This window comes from Pseudarthrobacter sp. KH_020_B, assembly GCF_057840185.1.
In genome coordinates this window covers 3,315,587-3,335,638 of record NZ_CM174506.1, presented here as the reverse complement: position 1 = coordinate 3,335,638, position 20,052 = coordinate 3,315,587, and the positions used below count along the sequence as shown (strand labels likewise).

At 66.6% G+C, this 20,052-nt stretch carries 16 protein-coding genes; 13 read left to right on the top strand and 3 right to left on the bottom strand.

The features are described from left to right. Nucleotides 1–207: 207 nt before the first annotated feature. Both AC3IT0_RS15350 and AC3IT0_RS15345 read left to right on the top strand, forming a co-directional pair. A complete protein-coding gene (locus AC3IT0_RS15350) occupies nucleotides 208–1,641 on the top strand; it encodes a glycoside hydrolase family 3 N-terminal domain-containing protein (protein ID WP_489323816.1) in 1,434 nt (477 codons plus the stop codon). Nucleotides 1,642–1,755: 114 nt separating this feature from the next. Further along, nucleotides 1,756–2,553, top strand: a complete 798-nt coding sequence (locus AC3IT0_RS15345) for a shikimate 5-dehydrogenase (RefSeq protein WP_489323815.1) — start codon at nucleotides 1,756–1,758, stop codon at nucleotides 2,551–2,553. 8 nt (nucleotides 2,554–2,561) lie between these two features. Here the strand turns inward: AC3IT0_RS15345 and AC3IT0_RS15340 are convergent, their stop codons facing one another. Continuing rightward, nucleotides 2,562–3,803: a class I SAM-dependent methyltransferase gene (locus AC3IT0_RS15340; RefSeq protein ID WP_489320593.1), complete on the bottom strand. Its 1,242-nt coding sequence runs from the start codon at nucleotides 3,801–3,803 to the stop codon at nucleotides 2,562–2,564. A gap of 55 nt (nucleotides 3,804–3,858) precedes the next feature. Between AC3IT0_RS15340 and AC3IT0_RS15335 the strand changes: the two genes are divergently transcribed. From AC3IT0_RS15335 to groL, 3 genes are all read left to right on the top strand, one after another. Further along, on the top strand, nucleotides 3,859–4,242 hold the full coding sequence (locus AC3IT0_RS15335) for a hypothetical protein (protein ID WP_489320592.1): 384 nt from the start codon (nucleotides 3,859–3,861) through the stop codon (nucleotides 4,240–4,242). Between the two features lie 220 nt (nucleotides 4,243–4,462). After that, the gene (gene groES, locus AC3IT0_RS15330) at nucleotides 4,463–4,756 is read left to right on the top strand and encodes a co-chaperone GroES (protein ID WP_056344177.1); all 294 of its coding nucleotides are present in this window, start codon (nucleotides 4,463–4,465) and stop codon (nucleotides 4,754–4,756) included. Between the two features lie 77 nt (nucleotides 4,757–4,833). Next, nucleotides 4,834–6,444: a chaperonin GroEL gene (groL, locus tag AC3IT0_RS15325; RefSeq protein ID WP_489320591.1), complete on the top strand. Its 1,611-nt coding sequence runs from the start codon at nucleotides 4,834–4,836 to the stop codon at nucleotides 6,442–6,444. 66 nt (nucleotides 6,445–6,510) lie between these two features. Here the strand turns inward: groL and AC3IT0_RS15320 are convergent, their stop codons facing one another. Then, nucleotides 6,511–7,113 carry a dihydrofolate reductase family protein gene (locus AC3IT0_RS15320; protein ID WP_489320590.1) on the bottom strand — a complete coding sequence of 201 codons (603 nt, stop codon included), beginning with the start codon at nucleotides 7,111–7,113 and terminating at the stop codon, nucleotides 6,511–6,513. Between the two features lie 63 nt (nucleotides 7,114–7,176). Here AC3IT0_RS15320 and AC3IT0_RS15315 point away from each other — a divergent pair, with 63 nt between their 5' ends. The 4 genes from AC3IT0_RS15315 (at nucleotide 7,177) to AC3IT0_RS15300 (ending at nucleotide 12,002) form a co-directional block, all read left to right on the top strand. Then, nucleotides 7,177–8,700, top strand: coding sequence for an ATP-dependent DNA ligase (locus AC3IT0_RS15315; RefSeq protein WP_489320589.1), 1,524 nt, complete (start codon nucleotides 7,177–7,179; stop codon nucleotides 8,698–8,700). Nucleotides 8,701–8,803: 103 nt separating this feature from the next. Further along, entirely contained in the window at nucleotides 8,804–10,456 is a 1,653-nt protein-coding gene (locus tag AC3IT0_RS15310) for a LuxR C-terminal-related transcriptional regulator (RefSeq protein ID WP_489320588.1), read from the top strand. 80 nt (nucleotides 10,457–10,536) lie between these two features. Beyond that, on the top strand, nucleotides 10,537–10,896 hold the full coding sequence (locus tag AC3IT0_RS15305) for a hypothetical protein (protein ID WP_489320587.1): 360 nt from the start codon (nucleotides 10,537–10,539) through the stop codon (nucleotides 10,894–10,896). Next, a complete protein-coding gene (locus AC3IT0_RS15300; protein WP_489320586.1) occupies nucleotides 10,896–12,002 on the top strand; it encodes a flavin-containing monooxygenase in 1,107 nt (368 codons plus the stop codon). Before AC3IT0_RS15305 ends, AC3IT0_RS15300 begins: the two co-directional genes overlap by 1 nt. On the opposite strand, the gene AC3IT0_RS15295 is transcribed toward AC3IT0_RS15300, so the two are convergent. Further along, on the bottom strand, nucleotides 11,971–12,915 hold the full coding sequence (locus AC3IT0_RS15295) for a DUF389 domain-containing protein (RefSeq protein WP_489320585.1): 945 nt from the start codon (nucleotides 12,913–12,915) through the stop codon (nucleotides 11,971–11,973). The two genes, AC3IT0_RS15300 and AC3IT0_RS15295, sit on opposite strands and share 32 nt — an antisense overlap. Before the next feature lie 201 nt (nucleotides 12,916–13,116). Between AC3IT0_RS15295 and AC3IT0_RS15290 the strand changes: the two genes are divergently transcribed. The 4 genes from AC3IT0_RS15290 to AC3IT0_RS15275 all read left to right on the top strand — a co-directional run bounded on the left by AC3IT0_RS15290 (nucleotide 13,117) and on the right by AC3IT0_RS15275 (nucleotide 19,949). Continuing rightward, the gene (locus AC3IT0_RS15290) at nucleotides 13,117–15,159 is read left to right on the top strand and encodes an acyltransferase family protein (RefSeq protein WP_489323814.1); all 2,043 of its coding nucleotides are present in this window, start codon (nucleotides 13,117–13,119) and stop codon (nucleotides 15,157–15,159) included. A 213-nt stretch (nucleotides 15,160–15,372) separates the two neighbouring features. Beyond that, nucleotides 15,373–16,884, top strand: coding sequence for an IMP dehydrogenase (gene guaB / locus AC3IT0_RS15285; protein WP_489320584.1), 1,512 nt, complete (start codon nucleotides 15,373–15,375; stop codon nucleotides 16,882–16,884). Nucleotides 16,885–16,953: 69 nt separating this feature from the next. Next, nucleotides 16,954–18,816 carry an ABC transporter ATP-binding protein gene (locus AC3IT0_RS15280; protein WP_489320583.1) on the top strand — a complete coding sequence of 621 codons (1,863 nt, stop codon included), beginning with the start codon at nucleotides 16,954–16,956 and terminating at the stop codon, nucleotides 18,814–18,816. Then, a complete protein-coding gene (locus tag AC3IT0_RS15275; protein ID WP_489320582.1) occupies nucleotides 18,813–19,949 on the top strand; it encodes a GuaB3 family IMP dehydrogenase-related protein in 1,137 nt (378 codons plus the stop codon). The genes AC3IT0_RS15280 and AC3IT0_RS15275 overlap by 4 nt, the downstream gene beginning before the upstream one ends. Nucleotides 19,950–20,052: the final 103 nt, after the last annotated feature.

Genomic DNA, 20,052 nt, shown 5'->3' with positions numbered 1-20,052 from the left:
GCTGCCGTGGCCGCCATGACTGCCTGCACAGCGGTTCCCGCCACCGCCCCGGCGCCTTCCGGCTCTGTGCCCGCCTCAACGCCGGAATCAGAGCGTCCGACGACGGCACCTGCGTCCGCTTCTCCCTCACCTGACCCCGGGCTGCGGCCGCTGGGCTGGGGCCCCGAACAGCGGGACCAGGATGCTGCCGCGGCCGCCGTGGCGGCGATGTCGGTCGAGGAGAAGGCCGGCCAGGTGCTGATGCCCGTCTACGCCGGTACCGACGCCGATGCCCAGGCCGCCACCATTAAACGCCTCCATCTGGCCGGGTCCATCATCATGGGCGATAACATCCCGCTCGACGCGCGCGGTCAGGCGGATCCCGCTGCCATGGCGGCGGTCAACGCCCGGCTGGCACAGGCTGCGAAGGCCGACGGCAGGCCCTGGCCCGGGCTCATCGGCGTGGATCAGGAGGGTGGGATTGTGGCCCGGCTCGGTGCCCCCCTGACGGAATGGCCAACGGCCCTGAGCTACGGGGCCGCCGGCAATGTGCCGCTCGCCAAGGAAGCCGGCCGCGCCCTGGCCGCGGAGATCGCGTCGCTGGGCTTCACCGTGGACTTCGCACCCGATGCGGATGTGACCATCGGCCCCGCCGATCCCACCATCGGTGCCCGGGCAATGTCCGGCAACCCGGACGCAGCGGGAGCGCTGGCGGTGGCGTTTTCGCGGGGCATGCAGGAGGCCGGCGTCCTTCCCGCCGTCAAGCATTTTCCGGGCCACGGCTCCGTCACCGTTGACTCGCACCACGACCTCCCGGTGCAGCGCGCGGGCATCGCGGAGCTCGAGGCCCGGGACTGGAAGCCGTTCCGGGCAGCCGTCGCCGCCGGTGTGCCCATGGTCATGACCGGGCACATCGCCGTACCGGCCCTGGAACCGGGTGTCCCGGCGTCGTTGTCCGGCCCCACGTATGCTGCGCTGCGCGGCATGGGCTTCAAAGGTGTGGCCGTGACCGATGCCCTCAACATGGGGGCAGTCCAGCAGCAATACCCGGGCGGCTCGGCAACAACGGCCGCGCTCGCTGCCGGTGCGGACCTGCTCCTGATGCCTACGGACGTGGCGCAGGCCCACGCAGCCATCGTGAGCGCTGTGGCGGCCGGAACGCTGCCCGCGGCACGCCTGGACGAAGCAGCTATCCGCGTGGCCACCATGCTGACCTGGCGCGGCCGTACTGCCTCGCCGTCCAGCGCCGCCCCCGGCAGCGGCGGCGCCATCTCGGCGCGGGTCTCCGCGGCCGCAGTCACCGTGCTGTCCGGACACTGCGGTGCACCCATCGTCCAGGGAAGCGTCCGGATTGCCGGCGGATCAGCGCAGGACAGGGCCCGGTTCGAGGCTGCCGCAGCAAAGGCCGGGCTCGGCACAGGGGCGGGCCCGTTGGTCAGCCTCATCGGCTACGCCGGCCTGCCGGTCGGAGGCGACATCGCCGTGGCCCTGGATGCGCCATGGCCGCTGCAGGACTCCAGCGCGCCGGTGAAGATTGCGCTCTACGGCCGCACGCCGGGTGCCTTCGACGCCCTCGTTGCCGTGCTGGCAGGCAAGGCGGCCGCCCCGGGAAAGCTGCCCGCCGCCGTCGGAAGCTATCCAGCCGGGACCGGATGCCCGTAAATAGCCCAACTGACTCGCACTTAACGTCGTCATTCGCGCATTTCAGTGCGTTATCTGTCAGTCAGTTGGGACCGGCGCGGGTTTAATGGTCGGGTGCCCATTCTGAATAAAGACATGACCCTGTGTATTTCGCTGTCGGCCCGGCCCAGTAACAACGGGACCCGGTTCCACAACCACCTCTACGATCAGCTGGACCTGAACTGGATCTACAAGGCGTTCGCCCCCACCGACCTTGCCCAGGCGATCGCCGGCGTCAGGGGCCTGGGAATCCGCGGCTGCGCGGTGTCCATGCCGTACAAGGAGGACGTGATGGCCCTCGTGGACGAGCTGGATCCCTCCGCCAAAGCCATCGATTCGGTCAACACGATCGTGAACACCGACGGGCACCTCAAGGCCTACAACACCGACTACACGGCGATCGAGCAGCTCCTCGCCGGCAACGCCGTGCCTACCGACTACTCGGTGCTGGTCCAGGGCGCCGGCGGCATGGCGAAGGCCACCGTCGCGGCCCTGCGCGACGCCGGATTCACGGACGTCACCGTCATCGCCCGGAACGAAGACACCGGCCGGGCGCTCGCTGAGCAGTACGGGTTCCAGTGGCGGGCAACGCTCGACGGCGGCACGGCGGACCTGATCATCAACGTCACCCCCATCGGTATGCAGGGCGGCCCGGAAGTGGACTCATTGTCCTTCCCGGAAGATGCGATCGCGGCAGCAAACGTGGTGTTCGACGTCGTGGCGCTGCCTGCGGAGACGCCGCTGATCAAGGCGGCCCGCGCCGCCGGGAAACAGGTCATTACGGGCGCCGAGGTGGCCACCATCCAGGCGCTCGAGCAGTTTGTGCTCTACACCGGCGTCCGGCCCACGGACGAGCAGGTCCGGGCAGCCGAGGACTTTATGCGCGCCCAGTAAGACAACGTTTAGACGGGTTCCACCGAGATGGCCACCCGGTCCTCCCCAATGCGGGTCAGGACCAGGGTGGCTGTTTTTTGCCCGGCCTTCTTCCCGGTGTTCTTGCTGGCGCTCTTGCTTCTGGCGAACAGCTGTTTGCGCAGTTCCTCCGGGGTGACCGACATGCCGCGCTTTTTGATGTCCAGCACCGTGATGCCGTTCTCCTTCACCCAGGCCTTGAGCGCCTTGACGTTGTACGGCATCACTTCCAGGACCTTGTAGGCCCGGGCAAACGGCGTGTCCACCAGTTCCGGAGCGCAGATGTAGGCGATGTGCTCGTCCAGCAGGTGCCCGCCCAGTTCAAGCGCGACGTCGGCCACCAGGCCAGCGCGGATCACCGCACCATCGGGTTCGTACAGGTAGCCCGCCGCCGGTCCCACCGGCGCGGCCGGGCCGCCGTCGAAGTCTTCAGCGCTGGTCAGCTCGGCAGCACCCTGCGGGCCAAGCAGCAGGGCCGCCCGGCGGATTCCGGGCCGGCGTACGGAGTTGAACCACAGGGCCACCTCGGTGACGTCGCCGCCCACAGACACCCACTGCGCCTCGCAGCCGGCGGGAACTGACTCGTGCGGCATGCCGGGGCCCATTTTGACTCCAACGGCACGCCCGGTGGCAGCGAGCGATTCCACAAAGGACAGCGGCGGCGAAAACGCCTCAGGATCCCAGATCCTCTTGGTACCGGAGGTGGAGGTGACCCGTCGGGCGGGATCCAGCCAGACGCCGTCGACCCCTTCCAGAGGGACGGTGGTGGCGTCCGAATGCACCACGGTGGCGTTGGGGAAGGGGATCAGGTTGACCGTGGCGCAGGCAGCCGTGGTTTCGTCCATTTCCACTGCCGTGACCGTGATGTCCATCGACGCGAGGGCCAGCGAGTCCGCGGCGAGGCCGCACCCGAGGTCGGCCACGTGGCGGACGCCGGCCTGCGCAAAGCGCTCGGCATGCCTGGCGGCAACGGTGAGCCGGGTGGCCTGTTCCAGCCCGGCCTGCGTGAACAGCATGCTCCGGGCGAACTCGCCGAACTTCAGCTCGGCCCTGGTGCGCAGCCGGGACTGGGTGAGGACGGCGGAGACCAGTGCGGGGGAGTGCCCGGCCTTGCGGAGGGATGCGTTGAGCTCAAAGGCCTTGTCCTCGCTGTACGGGCCCAGGGACGCCAGCAGCTCCCAGCCTTCGCTCGTGAGCAGTGGGGCGATCTGGTCCTGCGGTGCTTGAGCCATGCGTTCAAGCCTAGTGGAGGTGGCCCCTCGGCCAGTTCCCGCTAGGGTTGAAGGCATGGAAGACAGCGCAGGCACCCAGCCGTCCGGACCACCCCAAGCCAACAAACCGGACCTGGTGAAGGTCGCCCGCCCCGCGCTGATTGCAGGATCCGCAGTGGCCGTGGTCTGCGTCGCGCTGCTCGTGATCATCTTCTTCCTGGACACGTTCAACGCCACTGTGTACTCCGTGGGCGGCAAGGACATCCAGGACGCCACGGACGAGGCACGCGACATCCGCGGCCTCTACGCCGGGGCACGCGTAGGCGGCATCATCCTGCTGGTGGTCTCGCTGCTGGCCGCCATCGGCGGTGCCGTGGTGCTGTACCTGCGGCGTGGCACCGTCAGTGAAGAAGACGACGGCGACGAGGACGTCGATCTCGAAGACCTCACCGGACGGTAATGGCTGTTAGCCGCTGTTCGCCGGAGACATAATTCTGGCACTCGCCTTGACCGAGTGCTAACCAGTACATAGAGTCATCATTAGCACTCTCCCTAGGAGGGTGCTAATACATGACGAGCTGCCAGCCAGGCTGCTGCCGGCACCGCGACGACGGTTTGCCAGCCACGGCGAAGCAGTTCAACTGTCCACAAATTTCGCTGACGTAGAAGGAGAGGTCCGAGTGTCGGTCTCTATTAAGCCTCTTGAGGATCGTATTGTTGTCCGCCCGCTCGAAGCCGAGCAGACCACGGCTTCCGGCCTGGTTATCCCGGACTCCGCACAGGAGAAGCCGCAGGAAGGCGAAGTTGTTGCAGTCGGCCCCGGCCGCTTCGAAGACGGCAACCGCGTACCTGTCGACGTAGCCGTTGGCGACGTTGTTATCTACTCCAAGTACGGTGGAACCGAAGTCAAGACCGGTGGCAACGAGTACCTCGTGCTGTCCGCCCGCGACGTTCTGGCGATCGTCGTAAAGTAACTCTTTGGATCCCCGTGCTGCTGATCATGCATTCCGCTGGTCAGCTGCGCGGGGTTCTGTCTTGAAAGGACAAAACCATGGCAAAGCAGCTTGCGTTTAACGACGCTGCACGCCGGTCGCTTGAAGCCGGCATCGATAAGCTCGCCAACACTGTCAAGGTGACGCTCGGCCCGCGCGGCCGCAACGTCGTGCTCGACAAAAAGTGGGGGGCACCCACCATCACCAACGACGGCGTCACCATTGCCCGCGAAATTGAGCTGGATGACCCGTACGAGAACCTCGGCGCGCAGCTGGCCAAGGAAGTAGCCACCAAGACCAACGATGTTGCCGGCGACGGCACCACCACGGCCACCGTGCTCGCCCAGGCCCTGGTCAAGGAAGGCCTGCGCAACGTTGCGGCTGGCGCCGCTCCGGGCCAGATCAAGCGCGGCATCGAGGTTTCCGTAGAAGCCATTGCAGCGCGCCTGCTCGAGAACGCACGCCCGGTTGAAGGCACCCAGGTTGCCAGCGTGGCAGCAATCTCGGCCCAGAGCGACGAAATCGGCGAGCTCCTCGCCGAGGCGTTCGGCAAGGTCGGCAAGGATGGTGTGATCACCATCGAGGAGTCCTCCACCACGCAGACCGAGCTGGTCCTCACCGAAGGCATGCAGTTCGACAAGGGCTACCTGTCCCCGTACTTCGTGACCGACACCGAACGCCAGGAAGCCGTCCTCGAGGACGCCCTCATCCTGATCAACCAGGGCAAGATCTCCTCCGTGCAGGATTTCCTGCCGCTGCTGGAGAAGGCGCTGCAGAGCTCCAAGCCGCTCTTCATCATTGCCGAAGACGTTGAGGGCGAGGCCCTGTCCACGCTGATCGTCAACCGCATCCGCGGCACCCTGAACGTGGTTGCCGTCAAGGCTCCGGGCTTCGGCGACCGCCGCAAGGCCATGCTCCAGGACATCGCCACCCTCACCGGTGCGCAGGTTGTCTCCGCGGAACTGGGCCTCAGCCTGGACTCCGTTGGCCTTGAGGTGCTGGGTACCGCCCGCCGCATCACGGTCACCAAGGACAACACCACCATCGTTGACGGCGCCGGTTCCGCAGAAGACGTCGCAGCCCGGGTTTCCCAGCTGCGCGCCGAGCTGACCCGCACCGACTCCGACTGGGACAGGGAAAAGCTTCAGGAGCGCCTGGCCAAGCTGGCCGGCGGCATCGGTGTCATCAAGGTCGGCGCCGCCACCGAAGTTGAACTGAAGGAAAAGAAGCACCGCATCGAAGATGCAGTGTCCTCCACCCGCGCCGCCCTCGAAGAGGGCATCGTGGCCGGTGGCGGTTCCGCACTGATCCACGCCCTGAAGGCCCTCGACGAGGATCCTGCAGTCAAGGCCCTCGAAGGCGACGCCGCCGCTGCTGTGGGCATCGTCCGCCGCGCGCTGGTCCAGCCGCTTCGCTGGATCGCCCAGAACGCCGGTTTCGACGGCTACGTTGTCACCGCCAAGGTTGCCGACCTCGAAACCAACAACGGCTTCAACGCCAAGACGGGCCAGTACGAGGACCTGATCGCCGCCGGTGTCATCGACCCGGTCAAGGTCACCCGAGCAGCCCTGCGCAACGCGGCGTCCATCGCTGCGCTGGTTCTCACCACCGAGACCCTCGTCGTGGAGAAGCCCGCAACCGAAGACGAGCACGCAGGCCACAGCCACTGACCTGACGCTCGCTGAAAGTCAGCACAAAAAACCGGTCCAGCTTCAGCTGGGCCGGTTTTTTGTGCCCTACGCGCCCGTCATGTCCTGCGTCTCGACCTCGCCCGCGCGCTCGTAGACCAGCGACACGGACCCCTTCGGGAAGGTGCGGGCCGGCTCGGCGAGACGGAAGGACGCGGGGATAGTCCCGGCGTCGAAGAGGCGTTTGCCCTGCCCGAGGGTGACCGGATAGAGCCAGAAGTGCAGGCGGTCGATCACGTTTGCCGCCAGCAGGGAACGGATGAGGACTCCGCTGCCAAACATGTGCACCTGGTTGTACTCCTCACGGAGCCGGCCAGCAGCCTCGGCATCCGGCAGCACGGTGGTGCCCGCCCAGCTCGGCGCCGTCAGGGTGCTGGAGACGACGAACTTCGGCACGCGGTTCAGCGTGTTGCCGACGTCGTCAGACTGGTGCGGCCAGTAGGCCGCGAAGATGTCGTAGGTCTTCCGGCCGAGAAGCAGGGCGTCAATGAGGTCGATCTCGGCGCCGATGGCGGCGTCGGCCTCGTCATCTGACACGGGCGCCTGCCAGCCACCGAAGGCGAAGTTGCCCTCAGTGTCCTCCTCGCGGCCGCCGGGGCCCTGGTAGACGCCGTCGAGGGTGATGAACAGGTTCGCGACGATGATTCCCATGCGTTCATTCTGGAACTGCGCTCCGGCACTGTCCAGAGTCGGACGGCGTGGCAGACTGATGCCATGCTGCTCGACGAGCTCGTGACGACCTCGGATGCCGTCGCGTCCACCCGCTCCCGGCTCGCGAAGATCGAGGCACTGGCCGGCCTGCTGCGCCGGCTCGAGCCGGCGGACATTGCGACCGCCGTCGGCTTGCTCACCGCCAGACCGCGACAGGGCCGGGTCGGGATCGGCTGGCGTGGCATGGCAGCTGCCATGGGGGAGCCGGCGGCCGAGCCGAGTCTCACTGTCGCCGACCTCGACGCTGTTCTGGATCGGCTGTTGGTCACCGCGGGCGCTGGATCGGCCGCGGAGCGCGCCGCGACCCTCCGGTTGCTCACTGCGGCAGCCACCGAGCGCGAGCAAGCCTTCATCGCCGGCGTGCTGCTCGGCGAACTGCGTACCGGCGCGCTCGAGGGGGTACTGACGGATGCCGTGGCCCGCGCCGCCGATCGGCCCGTCGACGCCGTACGCCGGGCGGCGATGCTCTCCGGCGATCTCGGCGAGACGGCCCTGCTGGCGATGACGGGCACGGCGGCCCAGCTTGACGCCGTCGGCCTCGTCGTCGGCCGTCCCGTTCAGCCCATGCTCGCATCAACCGCGGCCAGCGCCAGCGCGGCGCTGGAGGCCACTGGGGAGGCCTCGGTGGAATACAAGCTCGACGGCGCTCGCATCCAGGTGCATCGCGTCGGCAACGATGTGCGCATCTACACTCGCACCTTGGCCGAGGTGACCCACAGGCTGCCTGAGGTGGTGGAGGTGGTGCGGGGACTGCCGGTGCGCGATGTGATCCTCGACGGCGAGACCCTCGCCCTCGACGAGGACGGCGGGCCGCGACCGTTCCAGGAGACCATGTCCCGGTTCGGTGCGGATGCGGCGCGCGCCACGGTGCTGCATCCGTGGTTCTTCGACGTGCTGCACATCGACGGGCGCGACCTGCTCGATGAGCCGCTGGCGACGCGCATCGGCGTGCTCGAACGTATCGCCCCCGAGCACCGGATCCCGGGGGAGATCACGGCGGATGCGGCCGTTGCCGAGAGAGTGTCGCGCGATGCGCTTGCCGCGGGACACGAGGGCGTGGTGGTGAAGGCGGTCGGATCGGCCTACGCGGCCGGCCGGCGTGGCTCCAACTGGATCAAGGTGAAGCCGGTGCTCACCTACGACCTGGTGGTGCTCGCCTGCGAGTGGGGGTCAGGGCGGCGGACCGGGCTCCTGTCGAACCTGCACTTGGGGGCCCTCGACCCGGCCGGCGAGTTCGGCGAACCAGGTGGCTACGTGATGGTGGGCAAGACTTTCAAGGGCCTCACCGACGCGCTGCTGAGCTGGCAGACCGAGAAGTTCCAGGAGCTCGAGGTGCGGCGCACGGCGGGTACCGTCTGGGTTGAGCCCGTCACCGTCGTCGAGATCGCGATCGACGGTGTGCAGCAGTCCTCGCGCTATCCGGGCGGAATCGCCCTTCGGTTCGCACGCGTCAAGCGCTACCGCGACGACAAGACGGCGGCGGAGGCCGACACCATTCAGACGCTGCGCGCACTGCAGCGTCCGTAGCTTGCCCCGGTTCCCCAGCGGGCGTACCGTGGCGCTTAAATACGGTCGCGTCCAGCGCGTGGCAGGGCCACACCGGCCGGGGACGGTGTCCGAAAGGGGCCAGATGTCAGCTGAAACAGGCATTGACCAGGGCAGGTCAGCCTTCCAGGAACATCGCTGGACCGAGGCCTACCAGACCTTCCGTGAAGCCGATAAACGCGGCGGGTTGCCGGCTGCCGACCTCGAACGGCTGGCTACGGCCGAGATCCTGACCGGCGAAAGCACCACAGGGCTGGAGACCCTCACCCGTGCCCACGAGGAATACCTGGTGATGGGCGACGCCGAGAGTGCCGCACGGTGCGCGGGCTGGATGGGCATGCACCTGATTTTCCTGGGGGAGCCGGCTCGGGCCGGAGGGTGGTTGGCCCGCGGCCAGCGGCTCGTGGATGAACTGGCCGAGCCGGGCGCCGTGCAGGGCCTCCTGCTCCTCCCGGAGGGCCTGGGCAAACTTTACGGGGGTGATCCGGCGGGTGCCCTGCAGGCGTTCTCCCGAGTTGCCGAATTCGGCCAGCGGTTCCACGACAAGGACCTGTCCGCGCTGGGCCTCCTCGGCACAGGCCAGGCCACCCTGATGCTTGGCCACCCTGACAAAGGACTCAAGATATTCGACGAGGTCATGGTGGCCGTCACGGCAGGTGAACTCTCCCCGATCCCGTCGGGGATTATCTACTGCGCAGTCATCGGCAACTGCCACCTGGTCTTCGATCTGGAGAGGGCCCTGGAATGGACGGCTGCCCTGGACCGCTGGTGCCGTGCACGCCCTGACATGGTGTCCTTCAGCGGCCAGTGCCAGTCGCACCGCGCCGAACTCTTCATGCTCCATGGGGCCTGGGCCGAGGCACTGATGGCGGCTGCGGCTGCCCAGGGACTTGCCGTAAGGGGTGATCCCCAGGCACTTTACGGAGCCTACTACCAGCAGGGGGAGGTGGAACGGCTGAGTGGAAAACTGGACGACGCCGAAGCTTCCTACCGGCAGGCGGCCCGATCCGGCTATGAGCCACAGCCTGGCCTCGCCCTGGTCTGGCTGGCCCGCGGTGATGCGCAGCAGGCACAAGCGATGATCCGGAGGGCAGCTGGCGCGGCAGACCTCGCTACCCGCCGGAACATGTTGCCGGCACTGGTGGAGATCGAGCTGGCCGCCTCCGATCTGGACGCCGCGCGGCGAGGTTTTCGGGAGCTGGAAGCCCTGGCCCACGAATGCACTATGCCCATGATCCGGGCCGTTGCCGGCCAGGCGGACGGCGCGGTCCGGCTGGCCGACGGCGACCCCTCCGCTGCCCTGAAACCGCTCCGGGAGGCGTGGCGGCTGTGGCAGGAGCTCGGTGTCCCGTACGAAGCGGCGCGGTGCGAGGCGTTGGCCGGCAGCGCCTGCCGCGCACTTGGCGATGAGGCCTCGGCGCTGATGTACCTGGAGGCGGCCCAGGCTTCGCTCCTGGATTTGGGCGCGGCGCCGGCGGCAACGTGGGCGGCATCCCTGCTGCACGAAGGCATGTTGGGTAGCGGGGCCAAGCCAGGCACGGTGGGTCTCCTCACCCACCGCGAGCTTGAAGTCCTTCAGCTGGTGGCAACCGGAAAGGGCAACCGGGCCATCGCCGGCGAGCTGTACCTGAGCGAAAAGACCGTGGCCCGGCACATCAGTAACATCTTCCTGAAGCTGGGCCTGTTTTCACGGGCAGCCGCCACCAGCTATGCCTATGAACACGGACTGACTACATAGAAATACCCAGCCCCACCGTGCATGAAAGTTGCATATTTTGGCCGACGCGTGCCACTAGGGCGCGGCCATAGCCTCAAAGCATGAACCTTCCAGTACTTGCCGGCACACTTTCCACGGTGCTGTTCGCCGCGGGAATGCTGCCGATGCTGGTCAAGGCGGCCCGCACGAAGGACCTGGCGTCCTACAGCCTCGGGAACCTGATGCTGACCAACATTGCCAACGCCGTTCACTCCGTCTACGTCTTCAACCTCCCGGCTGGACCCATCTGGGCCCTGCACCTGGCCTATCTCCTGGCATCCGCGCTGATGCTGGCATGGTGGCTTCGGTACCGGGAAGGCGGAAAGGGCAGCGACGACGCTCATGGCAGGGACATCCGGGCGGGTCAGCCCACGGAAGGCTCAGCCATAACCATCCCTATGGATAACAAAGGAGAACAGTGATGAACACCAACGGCGTGACCGGCACACTGGACACCATGATCATCGGTGGCGGCCAGGCAGGCCTTGCCATGGGACGCTACCTGAAGGAGCAAAACCGGGCCTTCCTTATCCTGGACGCGAATCCAAGACTCGGTGACGCCTGGCGCCAGCGGTGGGATTCGCTCCGATTGTTTACGCCCGCCAAGTACGACGGACTCCCGGGCGCACCCTTCCCGGCCGATCCGCTGTCCTTCCCCAGCAAGGATGACGTCGCCGGTTACCTTGAAGGCTACGCCGCAAAATTCGACCTGCCCGTCCTCAACGGAGTCCGTATCGAACGCCTGTGGCGGGAAGAGGACCGCTTCGTCGCAGCCTCCAACGGCCGCCGCTGGGAGGCGCACAACGTGATTGTGGCCACTGGCTGCAGCCAAGCGCCGAAAATGCCTGAATTCGCGGGTGAACTGGACCCTTCCATCGTCCAGCTCCATTCCAGTGAATATCGGAACCTGGGGCAGTTGCGGGAGGGCCCGGTCCTGGTTGTGGGACTGGGAAACTCGGGAGCGGAGATCGGCCTTGAAGTGTGCCGGACCCATCCCACGATCGTGGCCGGCAAGCCCGGCGGAGAGATTCCGGTCAGGCACGGCCGGACCGCGGCGCGCTTCTTCCTGCCGGTGCTGCGGTTCGTGGGGCTCCACGTCCTCACCCTCAACACGCCGATCGGCCGCAAGGCGGCGCCGGCCTTCAAAGCACACGCCGCGCCCTTGATCCGTACGAAGTCCAAGGACCTGGCAACTGCGGGCGCGCGGCTGGTGCCGCGAGTGGCCGGGGTTGAAAACGGGATGCCTGTCCTGGCGGACGGGACCCGGCTGGAGGTTTCGAACGTGATCTGGTGCACCGGTTTCCGGGACGACTTCGGCTGGATGGATCCGGCAATGCTCGACGGCGGCGCGTTGCCCCGTCAGCGGCGCGGCGTGGCGCTTGACTCGCCCGGACTGTTCTTCCTGGGACAGGAATTTATGTACGCGGCATTTTCGGCCACCCTTCCGGGTGCCAGCCGTGACGCCCGCTACCTGGCCGGCAGGATCCCTGTTCCGGTCACCCGCGAGTCCGCGCCGACTGCCATCTGAGGCGCCGGGCGGTGGCTTCGGGCAAGCGCCGGGAAACCAGCCGGTAGAAGATGAGGACGGCGGCCGCCGCCGCCACAATGCCCAGGATGTTAAGGAGCAGCTGGAGTGCGGAGCCGGCAGCCTTCTGGTACTCGCCGAGGACAAGCGCCACGGCCACGAACCCTGCCGCAGGAACTGTGGTCACGGAGATGAAGACACCGATGAGGGCGGCCGATCGCCGGCTGATGACGGACAGCATCCCCGCCGTGCCGGCCAGCACGGCGACGATCAGCGAATAGGGTCCCGGGTGGTAGATGAACTCCACCGCAGACCCCGTGTCCAAAGTGTTGTCCGCGAACAGGCCCAGCGCCGCGGAGGCCCATGTGGTCAAGGCCGCCAGCAGCATGGCCAACGGGAATCCCACCCCCAGTGCCAAGGCAGCACGCCGTCCGAGTGCCCACTGGCGCCGGATTAGTGCCACCGCCAGAGCCGCCAGGGGGCCGAACTCTGGCCCCACTGCCATCGCCCCCACGATCGCAATGGTGGAATTCGTCACGATGCCGATCGCAGCGAGCTGCGTTGCCAGTACCAGGAGGGCAAGGTAGCTCCACGTGAGTCGGGAGTCCTCGCCCGTCTGGCGGCTGACCTCGTCCCAGATCAACGCGTCTGCACCATCGCCAGGGGCAGAAGACTCCGCTTTGTCTGCGCGCCGGGACAGCACAAGCTCCGGCATGGAGATGGCGATGGACCCCACTTCCTGTGCATTCAGGAGGTGGAGTTTCTCAAGCAGTTCCTCTACTGCTTCCCTGGCAATCTGGACGTCGATTACATCGCCCGGCGGCGTCACCGACGCTCCCTGGAACAACGCCACCTCCGCTGTCCCTGTGTGCTCCTTACAGGCCTCCAGCGTCACTGCCGACAGTTCGCTGGGCACACATATCCGAAGCTGGACAATCACGGCGGCTCCCTTCCCTGGCCTGTGGCCAGCATAGTTTGCGGCGTGCTTCGTCGGGCAGTGAAGGCCGATCCTGATTGGCCATCGGCCCTGCGGCTCCGTAGGGTTGATGCTTTGCTTACCCGCTTGGAGAGGTCTTCTGTGTCCAGTGCACCAGCCGAGGCTGCCCCGCGCACTGCGCTGGACGCAAAGACCGGCACGCGGAAACCTGCCCGGAAAACGACATTCCGGCCCGAAGTCCAAGGCCTCCGCGCGCTTGCCGTACTGATGGTGGTGACCTACCATGTGTGGCTTGGCCGGGTGTCCGGCGGGGTGGATATCTTCCTCCTGATCTCGGCTTTCCTGCTGACGCTGTCCTTCGTCCGAAAGGTCGAAGCAGGCACTTCCCTCAATCTGATCCGGCACTGGCTGCACCTCTTCAAGCGGCTGCTGCCGGCCGCCGTCGTGGTGATCCTCGGGGTCCTGGCAGGCACCTGGCTGATCCTCCCGCAAGGCCGCTGGCCCGTCATCCTGGACCAGGCCTGGGCGGCGCTGCTCTACCTGCAGAACTGGCTGCTGGCGGACACCGCCGTGGACTACTACGCCCAGGACCACGCCGCGGCGAGCCCGCTGCAGCACTTCTGGTCCCTGTCCATCCAAGGGCAGGTCTTTATCCTGTGGCCAATCGTCTTCGCCGCTTCCGCTGCTGTGTGGCGGCTCCTTCGGCATCGGTACAACGCCAGCTATCGGGCAGTGGTGGCGGCCGCGTTCGCCGGGATCCTCGTTGCCTCGCTCGCATTCTCGATTGACCAGACGGCAACGAACCAGGCGTACGCCTACTTCGACACCAGGGCCCGGCTGTGGGAATTCGCCCTGGGCTCGCTGGTGGCACTGGGCCTGCCGCTCCTGAAGCCGGGAAAAATCCTGAGTGTGGTGCTCGGCTGGGCCGGTCTGGTGGCCATGGTCTCCTGTGGCTTGTTGCTGACCGTGGACCGGGCATTCCCCGGATTCGTGGCCCTGTGGCCCACGTTGGCTGCCGCGGCGATCATCGTGGCCGGGCAGAGCGGGAGCCGGTATGGTGTGGACCGCCTCCTGAGCTGGAAGCCGCTGGTCTCCCTGGGGGACAACTCCTACGCTCTCTATCTGTGGCACTGGCCCATCCTGGTGCTGGCGCTGGCCGCTACCGGCGTCGAGGCACCCAACCTCAGCCAGGGCGCCGCGATCGTCGCCGCCTCGGTGGTCCTGGCCGTCCTGACCACCCGCTTTGTGGAAAAACCCCTCCGGGAGTGGCGCTGGCCGCAGGTGCGCACCTGGCGCACCGCCGTCGTCGTGGTTGCCTGCTGTGCCCTACTGGCCGGACCGGTGGCGGTCTGGCAGACGAGCGTCACCGCGGAGGAAGCTGCCACCGCCGCCCAGCCCCGCGAGCTGACGCCGGGAGCGGCCCTGCTGACCCCGGGCAACGCCGGAGCACCGGCACCGCAGGGCAGGATCATTCCTGGGCCCACCGCCCTTGACAACGACTGGGCCGGAATCCATGCGCCGTGTGTCGGTCCGAATGCCACCGAGGACCCTGTCCTGGCAGGGTGCCGGCAGGCCGTCCCCGAAGGCGAAGCCACCAAACGGATCGTTGTGCTGGGCGACTCCCATGCCCAGCAGTACCTGGCCGCATTGGCTCCCATCGCGGAAGCCCGCGGCTGGGAGCTGGTCACCCTGCTGATGCCCGCATGCCGTTTCGGGGCCGAATCCGAGACCAGGAATGCCGAATGCAACGCCTACAACCGGGCCAGCGCAGCGTACGTGCTCGAACACCGGCCGGACGCTGTCTTCACCGTGGCCACCCTGACCCATGAGGACGCCCCGTTCGAGACCGAAGTGCCGGGATACCTCGAAGGCATCCAGCCCATGGCGGATGCCGGCATCGAGATCGTGGGCATCCGGGACAACCCGCGCTTCACCATCAACATGCCCGAGTGCGTCCAGCGCCACACCCCGGACGCCCCGGCGTGCAATCCGCCGCTAAACGAATCGCTGGTGGAGCCGTCACCGCTGGAGAGTTACCGCGGGAAGGTGGACGGGCTGCACCTGATGGACGTGAGCGATTTCATCTGCGCCGACGGAATCTGCCCGGCCGTAGTGGGCAACGTCTACGTGTACAAGGACGACAACCACCTCAGCCGGACCTATGTGGAAAGCATGATCCCCATGTTTGAGGAGCGGATGCTGGCGGCAACGGGCTGGAACTGACAGGCGGCTGCCGTGCCGTTGCTCACAATGGACTCCCGGAATAGGGGGATCGGCGTGGAGGTTCTAATATTTACTCAAAGCTTTCTGCACGGTGACCGCGCATGAGGCACCCGAATGAACTAAGGCCCTGCACGGACCAGTCCCGTAATGACGGGCTGGTCATTAGCTGCAACCCCTACCCGTGAACCCATAACCAAGGTAAGAGGCGCACTCATGACCCAGCCCGAGCACAATCCTTTCGGCTTCATCGGCCTGACCTACGACGACGTCCTGCTCCTTCCGGGCCACACGGACGTCATCCCGTCCGAGGCGGACACGTCGTCGCGGATTTCAAAGCGGATCACCGTTCACACACCGCTGCTGTCCGCCGCCATGGACACGGTCACCGAATCCCGGATGGCGATTGCCATGGCACGCCAGGGCGGCCTGGGCGTCATCCACCGCAACCTGTCCATCCAGGACCAGGCTGACCAGGTGGACCGCGTGAAGCGCAGCGAATCCGGGATGATCACCAACCCGCTGACCATTGGCCCTGAAGCAACGCTGGCGCAACTGGATGAGATCTGCTCGCAGTACCGGGTCTCCGGCCTTCCCGTTGTGGACGAGGGCATGCGGCTCCTCGGTATCGTCACCAACCGCGATACCCGCTTTGTGCCCGAAGCCGACTTCCCGCTGCGGCTGGTCAGTGACGTAATGACCAAGATGCCGCTGATCACCGGGCATGTTGGCATCAGCCGTGAGGAAGCTTCCCACAAGCTGGCCACGAACAAGATCGAAAAGCTTCCGCTCGTTGACGAGCAGGGCCGGCTCAAGGGCCTCATCACCACCAAGGACTTCACCAAAGCGGAGCAGTACCCGCTGGCCACCAAGGACGATGAGGGCCGGCTCCGCGTAGGTGCCGCCATCGGCTTCTTCGGTGACGGCTGGGAACGCGCCATGGCCCTTGTGGACGCCGGCGTCGACGCACTGTTCGTTGACACGGCCAACGGCCACTCCCAGGGTGTGCTGGACATGATCCGCCGCCTGAAGTCCGATCCCGTAGCAGCGCACGTGGACATCATCGGCGGCCAGGCCGCTACCCGCGAAGGTGCCCAGGCGCTGATCGACGCCGGTGCCGACGGCATCAAGGTGGGTGTGGGCCCCGGCTCCATCTGCACCACCCGCGTGGTGGCCGGCGTGGGCGTCCCGCAGATCACCGCCATCTACGAGTCCGCCAAGGCAGCCATCCCGGCCGGCGTGCCGTTGATCGCCGACGGCGGCCTGCAGTACTCGGGCGACATCGGCAAGGCGCTGGTTGCCGGCGCCGACACCGTCATGCTGGGTTCCCTCCTGGCCGGTTGCGATGAGTCCCCGGGCGAGCTGATCTTCGTCAACGGCAAGCAGTTCAAGAGCTACCGCGGCATGGGCTCGCTGGGCGCCATGCAGTCCCGCGGCAAGAACACGTCCTACTCCAAGGACCGTTACTTCCAGGCAGACGTCTCCGGTGATGACAAGCTCATCCCCGAGGGCATCGAAGGCCGTGTCGCCTACCGCGGCCCGCTCGCTTCGGTGGCGTACCAGCTGGTGGGCGGCCTCCGCCAGACCATGTTCTACACCGGTGCGCCCACCATCCCGGAGCTCAAGGTCCGCGGCAAGTTCGTCCGCATCACGCCGGCCGGCCTCAAGGAATCGCACCCGCACGACATCCAGATGACCGTGGAGGCCCCGAACTACGGTTCGCGCTGACCGGTGGTTGAGCCTGTCGAAACCCGGATTTCGACAAGCTCAATCACCGCGCGGGATTAGGCTGAATTCATGTCCCAACCACGGCATCCCGGCGAACTGAACCCAAAAAGGGACCCTCAGCGGCGGTTGGCCCTGCGGCCTTACGCCCGGGCTGTGGCCCAGGTGCTGCGGGTCAGCTTCCGGGCGTCGCCGGCCGCCGTCGTAATGAAAGTGGTTGGTTCGCTCATTTCGGCGACGCTGCCGTTGGTGACCACGTACTTCGCAGCGCTGACCACCACGGCGCTGGCGGCCGCCTACTCCGGTGATTCCGCGGCAGGGCAACAGGCCATTGTGTATGTCATCATCACGGCTGCCCTGGGGCTCTTCTGGGGCGGCTTCAGCAGCGTGGACCGCTACATCCAGCAGCTCATGAGCTTCAAGGTGGGCGCCATCGTGGGTGACCAGATGTACGAGCGCTTCCTGGCCCTGGAGTTCTGGCGGTACGACGACAAAGAAACCGTGGACCTCTACGACCGGGCCAAACGGTTCTCCGATTCCTATGCCCGCGTGCTGGACCGGATCGCGGCCATCTTCACGCAACTGGTCTCCGTGATCCTGGCCGTGGGCGCGCTGCTGCTGGTCAGCTGGTGGATTGCGGTGATTGTCCTGGTGGCGATCGTGCCCAGCGTCTACCTGCAGTTCAAGCTCTCGCGCGAGCAGATCGCGCACTGGAACACGCAGGTGGACTCCCGCCGGCAGCGGCGGATGATCGAGACCAACCTGCTCCGGCCACAGCACATCGCCGAGATGCGGCTGTACGGGATCGTGGGCTACCTGATGGATTTCCGGTCCCGGCTGCGGGACGCGGACGAGCGGCGCCGCCTGGACTTCCAGAAGCGCTACATTCCCAAGCAGCTCGCCGCCGACGCCCTGCAGTACGGCGCCGAGGTCGTCTCCCTGATCTGGGTGGTGGGCCAGATCATCGCCCGAGCACAGCCCGTTGGCCAGTTCCTCTATGTCCAGCAGATCGTCAGCCGCGCCCTGTCCACCGCCAACAGCCTGGTGTCCTCCCTGAGTTCCATCGACGAGGATCTGGCGAACCTCAAGGACTACGAAGTGTTCATGGCGCTGCCGGTCCACTCCCACCACGCACCGCCGCTGCTGCAGGCACCCAAAACCGTGGAACTCCGGGACATCCGCTTCACCTACACCGGCAGCGACATCGAAGTGATCCGCGGGATCAGCATGACCATCCGGGAAGGCCAGCACATCGCCATCGTGGGGGAGAACGGGGCAGGAAAGTCCACCCTCATCAGGATCCTGGCCGGACTCTACGCCCCGGACTCCGGGCAGGTAATGCTCGACGGCGTCGACCTCGCCGCCGTCGACGTGAAGTCCTGGCACCGCCACCTGGCGGTGCTGAGCCAGGAATTCCTGAAGTACGAGTTCGCCACGGCCGCCGACAACATCCGCTTTGGCGACGTCGATTCGCCCCGAAACGATGACCGGATCCGCCGGGCGGCGTCCGACGCCGAGGCGTTGGAGTTCATCAACAAGCTGCCCAACGGCCTGGACAATCACGTCAGCAACTGGATGGAGGACCCGCGCGGGCGTAAAGGCAGCGGGCTCTCCGGGGGCCAGTGGCAGCGCCTTGCGATGGCCCGGAATTTCTACCGCAACGCCACCTTCATGGTGATGGACGAGCCGACGTCGGCCATTGACGCGCTGGCCGAGCACCGGATCTTCACCCGGCTTTTCGCCGACCGCAGCAGCACCATCATTGCCATCAGCCACCGGCTTGCCACCATTGAGAAGGCCGACATCGTCTACATGCTCGAGGACGGGCAGATTGTGGAAGAGGGTACGCATAAGGAGTTGGTGGCGCTGCGCGGCCGCTACTTCAGGATGTTCGAATCGCAGTTGACACCGCTGGAGGATAACCTAGAGCAGTGACTTATGAGATCGAGATCGGCCGTGGCAAGCGTGGGCGTCGTGCCTACTCCCTGGATGACATTGCGATTGTCCCCAACCGTCGTACCCGCGACCCCAAGGACGTTTCCGTTTCCTGGCAGATCGATGCCTACAAGTTCGACATGCCCGTGATTGCCGCCCCGATGGATTCGGCCATGTCCCCGGAGACGGCCATCGCCTTGGGCCGCCTCGGCGGACTCGGCGTGCTGGACCTTGAGGGCCTCTGGACCCGCTACGAGGACCCGCAACCCATCCTTGACGAGATCGGTGCCCTCCAGGACGAGATCAACAGCCCCGCGGTGACCGGCCGGATGCAGGAGCTGTACCGCGCTCCCATCCAGCCGGAACTGATCACGTCCCGCCTCGCGGAGATCCGCGCCGCCGGCGTGACGGTGGCAGGCTCCCTGACCCCGCAGCGCACGCAGGAACACTACAAGACCGTGGTGGCCGCCGGCGTCGACATCTTTGTGATCCGCGGAACCACCGTCTCAGCCGAACATGTTTCGAAAGACCACGAACCGCTGAACCTCAAGCAGTTCATCTACGAACTGGACGTCCCCGTGATTGTGGGCGGCGCGGCCGGCTACACGCCCGCCCTCCACCTGATGCGCACCGGCGCCGCCGGCGTCCTGGTGGGCTTCGGCGGCGGCGCCACCGCCACCACGCGGCGCGCCCTGGGCATCCACTCGCCCATGGCCTCCGCCATCTCCGACGTCGCGGCCGCCCGCCGCGACTACATGGATGAGTCCGGCGGACGGTACGTCCACGTAATTGCCGACGGCGGCATGGGCACCTCGGGTGACATCGTCAAGGCAATTGCCATGGGCGCCGACGCCGTGATGCTGGGCAGCGCCCTCGCCCGGGCCGAAGAGGCACCCGGCAAGGGCTGGCACTGGGGCCAGGAGGCCCACCACCTGGAACTGCCCCGCGGCGACCGCGCCAACGTCGGCACCGTCGGACCGCTCGAAGAGGTGCTCTTCGGGCCCGGCCACCACACCAACGGCACGTCCAACCTGATCGGCGCACTCCGCCGTTCAATGGCGACCACCGGCTATTCGGACCTGAAGGAATTCCAGCGCGTCGACGTCGTGGTTTCTCCGTACACGGGTCACTGACAGCCTCTACTGACAGCTTCTACTGACAGGCGGCCGACGCCGCTGACGTCATCCGGAGCGCCTCCCTCCCTGGACCTGCCCTGCCCAACTGTGCGGCAAGGAA